Below are 13,494 nucleotides of genomic sequence, written 5' to 3'. Positions count from 1 at the left end.
CAAATTCGCGGCAAACTGACGCGCTTTTGAGACGAGTCGTATTGAGCCTTGTCAGAAGTCGCTTGCGCGGGGACTGACGGAGCGCAAGCGACTTTCAATAACAAGCGTGAAATCGACCCGGTTACGCTTGGGCATTTCCGGCGGCTGACGGGATGAGCAGGACGGGCAGGGTGGACTGCCGCACGCACCGTTCGGCAACGCTGCCCAGAATGAGGCGCTGGAAGCCTCGGCGGCCGTGCGTGCCCATGACGATCAGATCGGCGCCCGCTGTTTTCGCGGCGTTGAGCACGAGCGTCGGGACGTCGTCGAGCGAGGAAGCTTCGCCCGTGACCATGGCCCCGTCGACACCTTGCTCGCTCATTGCCTTGTCCATTTCTTCGGCGAGCTCCTCGCCCTGGGCGATCATCTGATTGCGCAGGATCGACGGGTCGTAGCCCGGTGCATCGAAATACATGGGCGTGTTCTCGATCACGTAATACGGCTGCAGGGCCGCGCCCATCGCCTTCGCCAACGCAAGCGCGGCTTCGAAGGCGCGGCGCGAGGTCGCGCTGCCGTCGACGGCGACAAGGATGCGTTTGTACATAAGACCTCCTCTTGGGGTGGAATCGAGAATCGCGCAGCCTCTGGTTATGTGGTGCCGGGGCGTACGCGGCTCGTGACTGGCGAGAAGCTTAATGGATCGCGCGTGAACATGCAGCCACACTGTATGAAAGATGGAAGGAGTGCGACGGAAGATCAAGTACGCTGCGTCGGAATATCGTCGCTGTCGTGCTTCGCATGCGATTTCTGGTTCGGTTGCACGCGCACCGTCATACCGCTATCGTTGCCTCTTTTTGGCTCCGCGCAGTTTCCCTCCCGTGAAACCTTCCTCCGCCAACCTGCCGTTTCGCGATGCGTTGCTGGCCATGCTCGGCATCGGCCTCGTCAACATGCTGGTCGCGCTCGATCAAACCGTCGTCAGCACCGCTTTGCCGTCGATCGTCGCCGAACTGCACGGCTTCCGGTTTTACGCGTGGATCGCCAGCGCCTACCTGCTGGCCTCGGTCGTCACCGTGCCCGTGTTCGGCAGGCTCGGCGACTACTTCGGCCGCAAGCGCTTCGTGATCGCAGCGGTCATCGTCTTCACGGTGGCTTCGGTGCTCTGCGGGCTCGCGACCGACATGCGTTTTCTCGCGGCGGCCCGCGCGCTGCAGGGCGTGGGGGGCGGCATGATGGTGGGAACGGCATTCGCCTCGATTCCCGATCTCTTCCCCGACCCGCGCGCACGCGTGCGCTGGCAGGTCGTGATGGCCGCGGCCTATGGCATCGGGACGGCCGCCGGCCCGTCGCTGGGCGGCTGGCTCAGCGAGCATTTCGGCTGGCGCTCGACGTTTCTCGTCAATTTGCCGGTCGGCGGCCTTGCGCTGTATTTCATCTGGGCGCATCTGCCGCGCTACCAGCCAGCGCGCACCGGTGAGGTGCGCATCGACTGGACGGGCGCCATGCTCGTGGCGCTTGTACTAGGCGGCTTCCAGACGCTCATCGAGGCGGTGCCGAAGGACGGTCTCACGGCCGGCAACGCCATGCTCGGCATGGCCGTGCTCGCCGCCGCGGCAGCGCTGCTAGCCTGCGAGCGCCGCGCGACGCATCCGATCCTCCCGCTCGACCTCTTTCGCGATCCGCAACTCGTCACGCTGTTCACGCTCTCGACGCTTTCCGGCTTCGTGATGTTCTCGCTGATCTTCTTCGCGCCGCTCCTGCTGCAGGGCGGCTTCGGACTGTCACCCCAGGAGGCGGGCCTGCTCGCCACGCCGATCGCCGCGTGCATCGCGCTAGGCAGCCTCATCAACACACGCATCGTGATCCGGCTGCGCAAGCCCACGACGATTCTCACGGTCGGCTTCTGCCTGCTGGCCGGGGCTTGCGCGAGCCTCGCCTTCGCTTCCCGCCATACGGCGCACCTGTGGCTCGAGCTGGAGATGTCAGCGGTGGGTATCGGACTCGGCTTCATCCTGAACAACCTGAATATCTTCGGGCAGGAGATCGCCGGTCGCGAGCGCTTTGGCATTACGACCGCCTTGCTGCAATCCACGCGCATGGTCGGCGGCATGCTCGGCACCAGCATCGTGGCGACCATCGTCAACCATCGCTTCGCAGCAGGCGTGGGCGACGCGCTCGCGGCGCTCGGCGCGCCTTTGCAGCAGCGCTTGCAGCCGCAACTCGCTGATCCGCGCGTGCTGATCGATCCCACGCTGCGCGATGGCCTCGTCGCCCAGCTCAGGACGGGCGGGCTCGACGGTGCCTCGCTGATCGATGCGGTGCGCCACATCCTCGTGGACGCGATTCACCTGGGGATCGGACTGACGGGGCTAGCCGCGCTCGCGGCGGCGCTGTGCGTGGCGCGGATTTCCCACATCCGCTTTACGCGCAGCACCTCGGCGGCGAGAAGGAGCGGCGAACCGATGGCCGATGCGGTCAAGGTCGACTGATGGGCTCCGCTCGCCCACGAGCGCGAGCGAGAATTTGTCAGACAAGAAGCCCTCCTGCCGCAGCTGGGCGCAAGCGGCCGGCAGCGCACCGTTGCTGCTCTCCCGATAGCCCTCAGGCGGCGTGCGCCAACGCCCCGAACAGCGCGTGGTGCGTCTGCTCGCTCATCGCGATTTCCAGTGCGACGGCATTTTCCACGCCGATGCGCATGGGGGCGCCAAGCCGCGTCAGTTCAATGCCCGTCCGTCGCAGCAGGCGCTCCATAGGCGTCGTGGTCACCGTCACATAGCTGTTGATGCCCGTACGGTCGGCGAACGAAACGACCGCGCGCATGGCGCTCAGGGTCACGTCGGCAAAACCGAACGCCTGTTCGTTGTCCGACTCGATGGCAAAGCGGCTCAATTCCCAGATGCCACGGCCCGCGGGCGCGGTGTTGCCTTGCAGCAATTGCGGGAAGGTGTCGCGCAACATGTTCGGGCCTTCGGTGGGCATCAGCCGCCAGCAGCCGCGCACCTTGCCCAGGGTGTCCTGAATCAGCATGTAATGGGGCCCGAGCGCGTCATAACCATCGATTTCCATGCCCGCGATGGTGGGAATATCCCACCCCATGCGGTCGCGGAATACCCGAGCGCGTAGCCGGTACATCTCGTTGATGTCCTCGTTGTCGAAGTCCTGTCTGGGTCCGATCCGTATCGCAGCTTGCATGACAACTCTCCCGATTTGTGTGGAAGCGCGGCAGTACGGTTCGAAAGCTATGCGTTATGAATATAAAAAAACACCTATCTAGATAGGTAGGTGCGGAGATAGGGCCACTTAAGGAGAATCACTTCGGCGGTAGTCACTCATCAGGCATATCTGACAGCGAGAGTCATCATGGAACTTATGGAAAATCAATGGCACTCGGGTGCGAGTACCATTTCGTCTTCCGGAGATCTGTCTTCGGTCGTCGACCGCGTCCTGATCATTGCGTATCGGAAGAAGAAGAAGGAGAGCCAGCGCCGCTTCTGGGCGCGCTTTGGCGTCACGCAGTCGCGCGGCAGCCGGTTCGAGTCGGGCGCGGAGATTCCGCCGCCGGTGTCGATCCTGCTCGGGCTGTATTTCAACAAGACGATTTCGGACGGCGATCTCGGCCGCGCCGAGCGCGTGCTGCGCCGTCCCGATGCACCGATGGTGCTTAGCCCGGGTCAATAAGACCCATTTGAGTCGCGATCACGGCTGCCGCACGTCGTGAGTTCACGCCGAACTTGCCGCGAATATTCTTCATGTGGAAGTTCACGACGGCTTCGGAGCAATTCAGGATGTGAGAAATTTCCCAAGTGGACTTGCCCAGCGCAGTCCACTTGAGGCATTCCTTTTCCCGTGGCGTGAGCTTGGGGATCAACGACTGGACATGGTCGTTCAGATGCCGCTGGCTCGTGTCGAGCACGAGATCGCGCAGCAGAACGAGGTTCGGCAGCGCGCGGTTCACGTCGTCCCAGAACCCATCCGTCGGGTTCGCGTCATTGACGAAGCAGAGCATGCCGATTTCCTGCCGTGGGCCGTGAATCGGCAGGGTGATGCCTGCGCGCAGCCCATACGAGCGGGCTTCCTCATACATCGATTGCTGCTGCTCGGTCGCGAAGAGATCGGGCGACCAGATCAGTGGTGACGAGCGCGTCGTGCAATGCGAAACGGTAGGGTCGAAGTAGGCCATGCCGTGGTCGTTGTACGTCTGCCGCCACGCGGCCGAATAGTTCGTGCGGATGAACGCGTCCTCGAGCCTCATGCCCGGGCGCGGCAGGATAGCCAGCATGACCTGGCTGAATCCCCACGAACTGGCGAGCTTCGCCACCGCGTCGAACCACGCTGCCTCTTCGGGCGCGTCGAGCACAGGTGACATCTGCTCTATGAAATGTAGAGGCACGTTCAACACTCTCCATCAGCGCAGGGCGAGATCGCGGGCCAGGGCCGGTGACCGACGCTCCTCGCTTCTTATGATGTAACAATTTATCACTAATTCCTCGGATGATCGTCCCCCGTCTGCAATCCGGTCGGATTGTGGGGTCATTCTTGTCAGATTTCAGTGACACAGGGGAGAGGCACAAGCGCTCCCGCCCGCCGAGGAGGCAGTCATCGAATGGGAATAAAGCCGTGCCTCGTTTGAAAATCGGAAATAAACTGCATGCTGCCTGGATAATGGACTCGATTATGTGAATTGAGATTTTATCCGCGCTTTTTATTTCGATTTTCAACTGCACAGGACCGAATACGCTTGATTACGTCAGGGCCGCGCCTTGTGGCGGGTCGTCGGCCGGGGCTTTGTGAAGCCGGACCGCCGCCGCGCGAGCGGCGGTCAGCGGTTCAGGCCTTGCGATGCAATTCGATGAGGCGGGTCGGCCGCAGATGGTTGAGCGCGATGTGAATGCGCCCCGGGGTGCGCCGCACGTTGGGCTCACGCGGGTCGGAGAGCTCAGCGTCGACGTCGTAGAAGGACAATTCGGGCTCGCTCATGCCCTTGTCGATGGCCTCGTAGCCGGATTGCAGCGCGAACGGAAGCCGGTGCCCGTCCTTGCGGCTGTCGAAACCCGCGAGGCCGTCTTCTGCCTCCGGGACGCTGTTGACGAGCGTGGCGTTGGACGTCGTGACCTCGTCGGGGCCGATGTGGCCCTCGCCGGCGAGGCGCGCGGCCTCGCGGTTCTTGCCGTCGGTGTCGACCGAACTATCGTGCGTGCGATCGTTGTGGAGTTCGGCGCTGCGCGGGCGCGATTGCGACGCGCTCACATCGCCCACCCGGGTTTCTGGCTTGGCGTCGGGACGATTCATGATGCTCACTCCTTGGAAGTTCTCGGTGCAGATGCTCGACAGACGATTCAGCAAGCACTGTTCCGCTGCAGGGCAGCGACCCTTGAATCGGGGTGAAAAGCAAGCCGGTTCGCCAGGAGAACGCCTCCAGCGAATCTGAATTTTTTCGTTGAATGGGTCTTTTTCCGAGGAGTATGATCCTCTTTCAACGAGTAGGCGCGCTTTCGATTAATGGGCCGGGAGAGGGCTCATGCTGTGGCTTTGCCGCACGATCCTGAACGCACGCGCCACAAAAAATGGACGAGGCAGTCAGGGCGGGTGACACACATGCACTTCGACGCTGCATTTACGCATCGCGGCTATTTGCTGAATTGCGCTCCGGCGCGTGCGGGCGACGGCTCGTATCAACCGTATGTGGTGATTTCGCGATCCAGCGACGGCGAACTCGTTGCCAATCGTTTTTTTCCTGCCGACCTCCGGTTTGCCGACGAAGCGGCCGCCATCGCCCATGCGCGCGACTGGGCCGTTCGGTGGATCGATGCGAGCACGGTCACGCTTTGACCCGCTTGCGGCGCTGGCCGCCGCGGGCGCTTCGGCGCGCTCCCGTAAAACGCGGTAATCTCTGGGGTCGATACATCCCCCGCGGACCGTGCGTCTGCTGCGCATCACCATGTCCAATGCTGCTTCCCCCGACTGGGGTCTCGAACAGATCGTCGCCGATCTGCGTGCGTCGCGTGAAGAGCGTCATCGCACGCGCCATCCGCTCGGCATCCGCGAATTGCCTTCGCGCGATGCGGTGATCAACATCGTCGCCGGCCTGCGCGCCGCGCTCTTTCCCACGCATTACGGCGCCCCCGACCTGACCGACGAGAGCATCGACTACTACGTCGGCCATACGCTCGACAGCACTCTGCGCCTGCTCGCCGAACAGATTCGGCGAGCGTTGCGTTTCCTGCCGGAGAGCGCGCAGGCGAGCGACGACGCGTTGCGCGCGCGCGCATTCGAAGTGGCGCGCGAGTTCGGGCGGCAATTGCCCGGCATTCGGGCGCTGCTCGTGAGCGACATCCAGGCCGCGTTTACGGGCGATCCCGCCGCACAGCACATCACCGAGATATTGCTTTGCTACCCGGGCGTGTGGGCTATGACGCACCACCGGCTCGCGCACGCGCTGCACCGCCTCGGCGTCCCGTTGCTCGCGCGCTTCATCAACGAAATTGCGCATTCGGCTACGGGTATCGACATCCATCCTGGCGCGCAGATCGGCTCGAGCTTCTTCATCGATCACGGTACCGGCGTCGTGATCGGCGAGACGGCGATCATCGGCGAGCGCGTGCGTGTGTATCAGGCCGTGACGCTCGGTGCGAAGAGCTTCGCGGCCGATCTCGACGGCACGCTCGTGAAGGGCAACGCGCGCCATCCCATCGTCGAGGACGACGTCGTGATCTACGCGGGCGCGACGATTCTCGGACGTGTGACGATCGGGCGCGGCTCGGTGATCGGCGGGAACGTGTGGCTCACGCATAGCGTGCCGCCGGGCAGCAGCGTGCGCCAGGGCAAGATCCGCGAGATCGAGCGCGGCGACGAAGGCCCGATGAAGTAGAGCGGGGAACGATGACGAACGGGACTGCAGTCCCGTTCGTTGCCTGCGGTTTCGGCTCAGGTATTGGCGACGCTCATCGCGGCCGGATTGCCGACGATGGAGAGAAACTCGCGGCGTGTGGAGGGATCAGTGCGGAAGGTGCCCAGCATGCGCGACGTGACCATCTCCACGCCGGCCTTGTGCACGCCGCGCGTGGACATGCACTGATGTGCCGCTTCGAGTATCACGCCCACGCCCTTCGGTTGCAGGACGTCATTGAGCGTGTCGGCGATCTGTGCGGTCATCTTCTCCTGGATCTGCAGGCGCTTCGCGAAGGCGTCGACGAGGCGCGCGAGCTTCGAGATGCCCACGACGCGATGCTCGGGCAGATACGCCACGTGAGCGCGCCCAATGATGGGCACCATGTGATGCTCGCAGTAGCTCTCGAAGCGGATATCCTTCAGCACGATCATTTCGTCGTAACCGTCCACCTCCGAGAAGGTACGCGAAAGGATGTCACGCGGATCGACCGCATAGCCCGCAAAGAATTCCTCATAGGCGCGAGTGACGCGCGCCGGTGTATCAATGAGCCCTTCGCGGGAGGGATCGTCTCCGGCCCAGCGCAACAGCACACGCACTGCGTCCTCGGCTTCAGCGCGTGACGGCCGCGCAAGCGTTGCGCTCGTTGTGCTCTTGCTTTGCTTCGCTTTACCGGCTTTTTTTTCTTCGCTCATGCATGGGCTCCTGTCATGTGGAGGGACGCCGCTTTGGCGTGCACCACGAGCGCACATTGTTTCATGTTTTGCAGGGCTTCGTGCGAGCCGGATGCGCGAGACGCGCGCGATCGTCCGGGTTACCTGGGCCACTCGTCCATGGCGTCGTTGAACAGTTCCGCGACCACGCCGCGCAACCATTCGCCGCGCGGCGCGTTGTGAAATTTGCGATGCCAGTGCTGCTTGAGGTCGAAGCGCGGCAGCGGCAGCGGCGGTTCCACTAGCGTCACCGATGCATGTTCGGACACATAGGCGAAGCCGATTGCATGCGGCACGGTCGCAATGAGATCGGAGCGCGTGAGAATGAACGGCAGGCTCATGAAGTGAGGCGTTTCGAGCACGGCGCGGCGGCGCATGCGCCTCTTCTCCAGATACTGTTCCAGCACTTCCTGGCTGCGCCCTTCGGCGCGTACGACGGCGTGGCCCGTGGCAAGAAACTGCTCGATCGTCATGCCTTTGCCGGCGAGCGGATGCCCACTGCGCATCATGCAGATGAAGCGGTGTGTGAAGAGACGCTGCTGGAAGAAGTTGTTGCCGCCCAAATCGGGAAAATAGCCGACCGCGAGATCGATGTCGCCCGATTCGAGACCGCGCTCCACCTGGCTTGGCGGCAGGGAGACCGAGCGCAGGTTCGCTTTGGGCGCTCGCTCGCCGAATACCTGCAAGAGGCGCGGCAGGAAGACGATCTCGCCCACGTCGGAAAGCGCGATGGAAAACGTATGCGTGCTCGTGGCGGGATCGAAGTCTTGCGCCTGCAGCATACCTTTCTCGATGCGCACCAACGCGTCGCGCGCGGCGGGAATCAGCCCGAGCGCGCGCGGCGTGGGCTCCATGCCACGCGAGGTGCGCACGAAAAGCGGGTCGCCGAAGTATTCGCGCAGCTTGCCGAGCGCCGTGCTCACGCGCGGCTGGCTCACGCCGAGGCGCTCGGCGGCGCGGCTCACATTGCGTGCCTCGTCCATGGCCACGAGAAAGGGGATGAGGTTGAGATCGAGGTCTTGCATGAAGCAGCGGGTGGCGAGAGCGCACTATGTCGAAATCGGATAAAGGCTAGCCGATGAATCGGCGTTCCGGATATTCGGGTATGCCCACGGGCGAGCGTCGTCGGCTTTCTCCCCTGGCAGAGCGGCAGAAAAGTGCATCTGCGCGCCTGACATGACGCGCCCCATGCCATGCAATGGACTGCCGGTTTGGGTAGACACGCCTTGACAAGTGCTTGAATCCGCTCCGATAATGCGCTGGACGTTCGCTAAACGAATCAGTGTTCGCATATAGAACTTTTCGCGATCGAGTGACGTGGACTTTCCGCGATGCGGATCGCTTTCAGGAACAGGCATGATCAACAAGATTTTCGACTCGCTTCAAGCCGCCGTTGCCGACGTCCATGACGGCGCCACGGTGATGATCGGCGGCTTCGGCACGGCCGGCATGCCCGCCGAACTGATCGACGCGCTCATCGAGCAGGGCGCGCGCGATCTCACGATCGTCAATAACAACGCGGGCAACGGCGACATGGGCCTTGCCGCGTTGCTCAAGGCGAAACGTGTGCGCAAGATCATCTGCTCGTTCCCGCGTCAAACCGATTCGTATGTGTTCGACGAGCTCTATCGCGCCGGCGAAATCGAGCTCGAACTCGTGCCGCAGGGCAATCTGGCCGAGCGCATCCGCGCCGCGGGCGCCGGGATCGGCGGCTTCTTCACGCCCACGGGCTACGGCACCAGGCTGGCCGAAGGCAAGGAAACGCGCCTGATCGATGGCCGGCACTACGTGCTCGAAGCACCGCTGCACGCCGACTTCGCACTTATCAAGGCGTATAAGGGCGATCGCTGGGGCAACCTCGTGTACCGCAAGACGGCGCGCAACTTCGGCCCCATCATGGCGAGCGCGGCGAAGGTCGCGATTGCTCAGGTTTCCGAGGTCGTCGAACTGGGCCAGCTCGATCCGGAAAACATCGTGACCCCCGGCATTTTCGTGCAGCGTGTCGTGGAAGTGCCGCAAGCGGCGCATCGAGCGCATGGGCAGCAAGGCGGCCAGGCTGCCTGAAGGAACGGAGAGAGGCAATGAAACGACTGAATCGCGACGAAATGGCCAAGCGCGTGGCCGCGGACATTCCCGAAGGCGCGTATGTGAATCTCGGCATCGGCGTGCCCACGCTGGTCGCCAATCACCTCGACCCGAGCAAGGAAATTTTCCTGCACAGCGAGAACGGTCTGCTAGGCATGGGCCCGGCGCCCGCGCCCGGCGAGGAAGACGATGAACTCATCAACGCGGGCAAGCAGCACGTCACGCTGCTCACCGGCGGCGCCTACTTCCACCATGCCGATTCGTTCGCGATGATGCGCGGCGGCCACCTCGACTACTGCGTGCTCGGCGCGTTCCAGGTGTCGGTGAAGGGCGACCTCGCGAACTGGCACACCGGCGCGCCCGATGCGATTCCGGCCGTGGGCGGCGCAATGGACCTCGCGCTCGGCGCGAAGCAGGTGTTCGTGATGATGGAACTGCTCACGAAGCAGGGCGAAAGCAAGCTCGTGAGCGAGTGCTCGTACCCGGTCACGGGCGTGGCTTGCGTGGGCCGCATCTATACGGACCTGGCCGCGTTCGACGTCACGCCCGAAGGGCTGGCCGTGCGCGAGATCTATTCGGACATCGATTTCGACGCCCTCCAGAAGCTCGCCGGCGTGCCGCTGATCGACGCGACGCAAAACCGCCGCGCGGCGTAAACTGTCTGCTTGCATCGATCGACGTGCGCATCTTTTGCACGCAGTGGCGCGGCAACCGGGGGTATTCGCCGCCGGTTGCCGCGCCCGCTTCGTTCCTTCGATCCGTGATCCCTTCTGAACGCCGTTCTTCTTCGCGCCACATTCCATGATTGAACGCCTCACGAGCCTGATCTGCGGGACCGAGCCGATGAATGCGGTCTGGTCTGCGGACGCCACGCTGCAACGCATGCTCGATGTCGAGGCGGCGCTCGCGCGCGCCTGCGCCGCGCATGGCGTGATTCCGCAGTCGGCCGTGGCCGCGATCGTCGAGGCTTGCGCGGCGGATCAGCTTGACGCGCCCGCGCTCGCACGCGACGCCGCATTGGGCGGCAATCTGGCGATCCCGCTCGTCAAGCAGCTCACGGCACGCGTGAAGGCTGCCGACCCGGAAGCCGCCAAGTACGTTCACTGGGGCGCCACGAGCCAGGACATCATCGATACGGCCACGGTGCTGCAGTTGCGCGATGCGCTCGTCCTTATCGAACGCAGCATCGATTCGCTCAGTGCGGCGCTGGCAGACCTCGCGCGCAAGCATCGCTCGACACCCGCGGTGGGGCGCACGTGGCTGCAACAGGCGTTGCCCATCACGCTCGGCCTGAAGTTCGCGCAGTGGCTCGACGCCATGCTGCGCCATCGCGAACGGCTCGCGGCGCTGCGCGAGCGCGCGCTCGTGCTGCAGTTCGGCGGCGCGGCCGGCACGCTCGCCAGCCTGCGCGACGCCGCGCCGAAGGTGAGCGCCGCACTCGCGCAGGAGCTTGGTCTCGCGTCGCCCGCGTTGCCGTGGCATACGCAGCGCGACCGCATTGCCGAGGCCGCTTCATTCTTCGGCATGCTCATCGGCACGCTAGGCAAGATCGCACGCGACATTTCGCTGCAGATGCAGACTGAAATCGGCGAGCTGGCCGAGCCGGCGGCAGCAGGCAAGGGCGGTTCCTCGACCATGCCGCACAAGCGCAATCCCGTGGGTTGCGCAGCCGTCCTGACGGCTGCCACGCGCGCGCCGGGCCTCGTCGCGACGGTGTTCGCGGGCATGGTTCAGGAGCATGAGCGCGCGCTCGGCGGCTGGCAAGCCGAGTGGGATGCGCTGCCCGATCTCGCGCGCCTCGCCGGCGGGGCGCTCGCGCAGATCGAACAGATCGCGGCGGGACTCGAAGTTCGGCCCGAGCGGCTGGCGGCGAATCTCGACACCACCCACGGCCTGATTCTCGGTGAGGCGGTGATGCTTGCGCTAGGCGACCGGATCGGCCGCCTCGACGCGCATCATCTCGTCGAGCACGCATCGAAATCAGCGGTACAAAGCGGTCGCACGCTCTACGAAGTCCTTGCGGCCGATCCCGCTGTCACCCGTCATCTGGACGAAGCGCGCCTGAAGGCGCTGCTCGATCCGGCCAACTACGTGGGCGAAGCGCTGGCTTTCGTCGACGCCGTGCTGGCGTCGTACGAGAGGCGCGAAAAATTGCGCGCGTCCCATTGATCATTACAGAAGACACACGAGGAGTAACACGCATGCCTTACGCAGCCGTCAACGACACGCACCTGTTCTACCGCATCGACGGTACGGCGAACCGCACGGCGCCGTGGGTGGTCCTGTCGAATTCGCTCGGTAGCGACGTGTCGATGTGGACGCCGCAGCTCGCCGAATTCACGAAACACTTCCGCGTGCTGCGCTACGACACGCGCGGCCACGGCCACTCGGCGGCGCCGCAGGGCCCGTACACGATCGAGCAACTGACCGGCGACGTGATCGGTCTGCTGGACCAGCTCCACATCGAGCGCGCGCATTTCGTCGGGGTTTCGATGGGGGGGCTGACCGGCGTCGGCCTCGGCGCCCGTTACGCCGACCGCATCGATCGTCTCGTGCTGTGCAATACGGCCGCGAAGATCGGCTCGCCCGAAGTCTGGGTGCCGCGTGCGGCGAAGGCCCGCAGCGAAGGCATGCTCGCGCTCGCCGACGCGGTGCTGCCGCGCTGGTACACGCCTGAATTCGCCGCGAACCATGCGCTCGTCATGTCGCAGGTGCGCGACGTGTTCGTGCATACCGACAACGAGGGCTACGCTTCGAACTGCGACGCGATCAACGCCACCGACCTGCGCGGCGAAGCCGGCTCGATCAAGGCGCGCACGCTCGTAATCTCGGGCACGCACGATGTGGCAGCCACGCCCGCGCAAGGGCGCGAACTGGCCGCGTCGGTGCCGGGCGCGCGCTATGTCGAACTGAACGCCGCGCACATTTCGAATGTCGAGAGGGCGGACGAATACAACAAGATCGTGACCGATTTCCTGCTGGAGGCGTGATGAACGACGAGGAGCGCTACGAAGCAGGCATGCAGGTGCGCCGCGCGGTGCTGGGCGACGCGCACGTCGATCGCTCGATCGCCAATCGCACGGAAGTGACCGCGGAATTCCAGAATTTCATCACACGCTATGCATGGGGCGAGATCTGGACGCGCGAAGGTCTGCCGCGCCACACGCGCAGCCTGCTGACGATCGCGATGATGGTCGCGCTCAATCGCAGCGAGGAACTCGCGCTGCATCTGCGCGCGGCGCGCAACAACGGCGTTACGCGCGACGAGATCAAGGAAGTGCTGCTGCAGACCGCGATCTATTGCGGCGTGCCGGCGGCGAACTCGGCGTTTCATCTCGCCGACCGGATTTTCCGCGAGCAGGACGGCGAGCAGCAGTCCTGATTCTGTGATGAACAGGCGCGGGGCCGGCGCCCCGCGTTCAGTCGAACACCGGCGGCGCAACATCGTTCTGCAGTACAGATTAATTATGTGATCACGAACCACGCGATGCGCGGCGCCTGACGTGGCAAGCGCGGTTTGCGCTAGAGATTCCTACTCTTCAGGCTGCACGTCGGCCACGTAGCGGCGCAGGAAGGCGAGCGGCGCGGCTTCCTCGGCGCGGCTCGCGGCATCGCTGGCCGAGCCCGCGTCGCGCTCTTCGCCGAACATCGCCGCGGGTGCGGCGATCGTATCGACCACACGGCCGCCGCGAAAGACGCGGATCTGATGGGTCGCTTCCAGATACTCGGCGATCCAGTGGACGCCCTCGATATGCGTGCCGGTGCGGACTGGCATCTTCATGAGATTCCCTCCTGGCGCAGCGCACGTGGGTTGCGGCGCGCTGCGGCTCA

Annotated in this window: 16 protein-coding genes; 9 read left to right on the top strand and 7 right to left on the bottom strand. The window is 64.2% G+C overall.

Annotated features, from left to right (window positions below):
* Positions 1–121 precede the first annotated feature (121 nt).
* Positions 122–583 carry a universal stress protein gene (locus tag BMI01S_RS26280; RefSeq protein ID WP_028214272.1) on the bottom strand — a complete coding sequence of 154 codons (462 nt, stop codon included), beginning with the start codon at positions 581–583 and terminating at the stop codon, positions 122–124.
* Between the two features lie 322 nt (positions 584–905).
* On the opposite strand from BMI01S_RS26280, the gene BMI01S_RS26275 reads away from it, so the two are divergent.
* Positions 906–2,468 carry an MFS transporter gene (locus BMI01S_RS26275; RefSeq protein ID WP_042291000.1) on the top strand — a complete coding sequence of 521 codons (1,563 nt, stop codon included), beginning with the start codon at positions 906–908 and terminating at the stop codon, positions 2,466–2,468.
* A gap of 112 nt (positions 2,469–2,580) precedes the next feature.
* Here BMI01S_RS26275 and BMI01S_RS26270 read toward each other — a convergent pair whose 3' ends face one another.
* Positions 2,581–3,171, bottom strand: a complete 591-nt coding sequence (locus BMI01S_RS26270) for an acyl-homoserine-lactone synthase (protein ID WP_028214273.1) — start codon at positions 3,169–3,171, stop codon at positions 2,581–2,583.
* 168 nt (positions 3,172–3,339) lie between these two features.
* On the opposite strand from BMI01S_RS26270, the gene BMI01S_RS26265 reads away from it, so the two are divergent.
* The gene (locus BMI01S_RS26265; RefSeq protein ID WP_036020654.1) at positions 3,340–3,657 is read left to right on the top strand and encodes a helix-turn-helix domain-containing protein; all 318 of its coding nucleotides are present in this window, start codon (positions 3,340–3,342) and stop codon (positions 3,655–3,657) included.
* Here the strand turns inward: BMI01S_RS26265 and BMI01S_RS26260 are convergent.
* Both BMI01S_RS26260 and BMI01S_RS26255 read right to left on the bottom strand, forming a co-directional pair.
* The gene (locus BMI01S_RS26260; protein WP_028214275.1) at positions 3,641–4,345 is read right to left on the bottom strand and encodes a helix-turn-helix transcriptional regulator; all 705 of its coding nucleotides are present in this window, start codon (positions 4,343–4,345) and stop codon (positions 3,641–3,643) included. The two genes, BMI01S_RS26265 and BMI01S_RS26260, sit on opposite strands and share 17 nt — an antisense overlap.
* A gap of 461 nt (positions 4,346–4,806) precedes the next feature.
* On the bottom strand, positions 4,807–5,268 hold the full coding sequence (locus tag BMI01S_RS26255) for a DUF3005 domain-containing protein (protein ID WP_081716197.1): 462 nt from the start codon (positions 5,266–5,268) through the stop codon (positions 4,807–4,809).
* Between the two features lie 306 nt (positions 5,269–5,574).
* Between BMI01S_RS26255 and BMI01S_RS26250 the strand changes: the two genes are divergently transcribed.
* A complete protein-coding gene (locus tag BMI01S_RS26250; RefSeq protein WP_028214277.1) occupies positions 5,575–5,808 on the top strand; it encodes a hypothetical protein in 234 nt (77 codons plus the stop codon).
* A gap of 109 nt (positions 5,809–5,917) precedes the next feature.
* Entirely contained in the window at positions 5,918–6,847 is a 930-nt protein-coding gene (epsC, locus tag BMI01S_RS26245) for a serine O-acetyltransferase EpsC (protein ID WP_028214278.1), read from the top strand.
* 56 nt (positions 6,848–6,903) lie between these two features.
* On the opposite strand, the gene folE is transcribed toward epsC, so the two are convergent.
* Complete coding sequence (gene folE / locus BMI01S_RS26240) at positions 6,904–7,560, bottom strand: GTP cyclohydrolase I FolE (RefSeq protein WP_028214279.1); 657 nt, start codon at positions 7,558–7,560, stop codon at positions 6,904–6,906.
* A 119-nt stretch (positions 7,561–7,679) separates the two neighbouring features.
* Entirely contained in the window at positions 7,680–8,603 is a 924-nt protein-coding gene (locus BMI01S_RS26235; protein ID WP_028214280.1) for a LysR family transcriptional regulator, read from the bottom strand.
* A gap of 331 nt (positions 8,604–8,934) precedes the next feature.
* Between BMI01S_RS26235 and BMI01S_RS26230 the strand changes: the two genes are divergently transcribed.
* The 5 genes from BMI01S_RS26230 to pcaC all read left to right on the top strand — a co-directional run bounded on the left by BMI01S_RS26230 (position 8,935) and on the right by pcaC (position 13,045).
* Positions 8,935–9,642, top strand: a complete 708-nt coding sequence (locus BMI01S_RS26230) for a 3-oxoacid CoA-transferase subunit A (RefSeq protein WP_028231941.1) — start codon at positions 8,935–8,937, stop codon at positions 9,640–9,642.
* 17 nt (positions 9,643–9,659) lie between these two features.
* Positions 9,660–10,319, top strand: coding sequence for a 3-oxoacid CoA-transferase subunit B (locus BMI01S_RS26225; protein WP_028214282.1), 660 nt, complete (start codon positions 9,660–9,662; stop codon positions 10,317–10,319).
* 145 nt (positions 10,320–10,464) lie between these two features.
* Positions 10,465–11,832: a 3-carboxy-cis,cis-muconate cycloisomerase gene (locus BMI01S_RS26220; protein ID WP_028231940.1), complete on the top strand. Its 1,368-nt coding sequence runs from the start codon at positions 10,465–10,467 to the stop codon at positions 11,830–11,832.
* Between the two features lie 32 nt (positions 11,833–11,864).
* Positions 11,865–12,653 (top strand): 3-oxoadipate enol-lactonase, encoded by a 789-nt coding sequence (pcaD, locus tag BMI01S_RS26215; protein ID WP_028214284.1) that lies wholly within the window; start codon positions 11,865–11,867, stop codon positions 12,651–12,653.
* Positions 12,653–13,045 (top strand): 4-carboxymuconolactone decarboxylase, encoded by a 393-nt coding sequence (gene pcaC / locus BMI01S_RS26210; RefSeq protein ID WP_028231939.1) that lies wholly within the window; start codon positions 12,653–12,655, stop codon positions 13,043–13,045. The genes pcaD and pcaC overlap by 1 nt, the downstream gene beginning before the upstream one ends.
* Positions 13,046–13,195: 150 nt before the next feature.
* On the opposite strand, the gene BMI01S_RS26205 is transcribed toward pcaC, so the two are convergent.
* Positions 13,196–13,444 carry a hypothetical protein gene (locus BMI01S_RS26205; protein ID WP_028231938.1) on the bottom strand — a complete coding sequence of 83 codons (249 nt, stop codon included), beginning with the start codon at positions 13,442–13,444 and terminating at the stop codon, positions 13,196–13,198.
* Between the last annotated feature and the right edge of the window lie 50 nt (positions 13,445–13,494).

Origin of the sequence: Paraburkholderia mimosarum LMG 23256 = NBRC 106338 (assembly GCF_000739815.1) — a bacterium.
Lineage (GTDB): Bacteria > Pseudomonadota > Gammaproteobacteria > Burkholderiales > Burkholderiaceae > Paraburkholderia > Paraburkholderia mimosarum.
This window is presented reverse-complemented; position numbering and strand designations above follow the sequence as displayed.

Excerpts from the sequence above, each read along its gene's own strand:
- BMI01S_RS26280 (WP_028214272.1), bottom strand. The coding sequence starts at position 583 with ATGTACAAACGCATCCTTGTCGCCGTCGACGGCAGCGCGACCTCGCGC.
- BMI01S_RS26275 (WP_042291000.1), top strand. The coding sequence starts at position 906 with ATGCTCGGCATCGGCCTCGTCAACATGCTGGTCGCGCTCGATCAAACC.
- BMI01S_RS26270 (WP_028214273.1), bottom strand. The coding sequence starts at position 3,171 with ATGCAAGCTGCGATACGGATCGGACCCAGACAGGACTTCGACAACGAG.
- BMI01S_RS26265 (WP_036020654.1), top strand. The coding sequence starts at position 3,340 with ATGGAACTTATGGAAAATCAATGGCACTCGGGTGCGAGTACCATTTCG.
- BMI01S_RS26260 (WP_028214275.1), bottom strand. The coding sequence starts at position 4,345 with ATGTCACCTGTGCTCGACGCGCCCGAAGAGGCAGCGTGGTTCGACGCG.
- BMI01S_RS26255 (WP_081716197.1), bottom strand. The coding sequence starts at position 5,268 with ATGAATCGTCCCGACGCCAAGCCAGAAACCCGGGTGGGCGATGTGAGC.
- BMI01S_RS26250 (WP_028214277.1), top strand. The coding sequence starts at position 5,575 with ATGCACTTCGACGCTGCATTTACGCATCGCGGCTATTTGCTGAATTGC.
- epsC (WP_028214278.1), top strand. The coding sequence starts at position 5,918 with ATGTCCAATGCTGCTTCCCCCGACTGGGGTCTCGAACAGATCGTCGCC.
- folE (WP_028214279.1), bottom strand. The coding sequence starts at position 7,560 with ATGAGCGAAGAAAAAAAAGCCGGTAAAGCGAAGCAAAGCAAGAGCACA.
- BMI01S_RS26235 (WP_028214280.1), bottom strand. The coding sequence starts at position 8,603 with ATGCAAGACCTCGATCTCAACCTCATCCCCTTTCTCGTGGCCATGGAC.
- BMI01S_RS26230 (WP_028231941.1), top strand. The coding sequence starts at position 8,935 with ATGATCAACAAGATTTTCGACTCGCTTCAAGCCGCCGTTGCCGACGTC.
- BMI01S_RS26225 (WP_028214282.1), top strand. The coding sequence starts at position 9,660 with ATGAAACGACTGAATCGCGACGAAATGGCCAAGCGCGTGGCCGCGGAC.
- BMI01S_RS26220 (WP_028231940.1), top strand. The coding sequence starts at position 10,465 with ATGATTGAACGCCTCACGAGCCTGATCTGCGGGACCGAGCCGATGAAT.
- pcaD (WP_028214284.1), top strand. The coding sequence starts at position 11,865 with ATGCCTTACGCAGCCGTCAACGACACGCACCTGTTCTACCGCATCGAC.
- pcaC (WP_028231939.1), top strand. The coding sequence starts at position 12,653 with ATGAACGACGAGGAGCGCTACGAAGCAGGCATGCAGGTGCGCCGCGCG.
- BMI01S_RS26205 (WP_028231938.1), bottom strand. The coding sequence starts at position 13,444 with ATGAAGATGCCAGTCCGCACCGGCACGCATATCGAGGGCGTCCACTGG.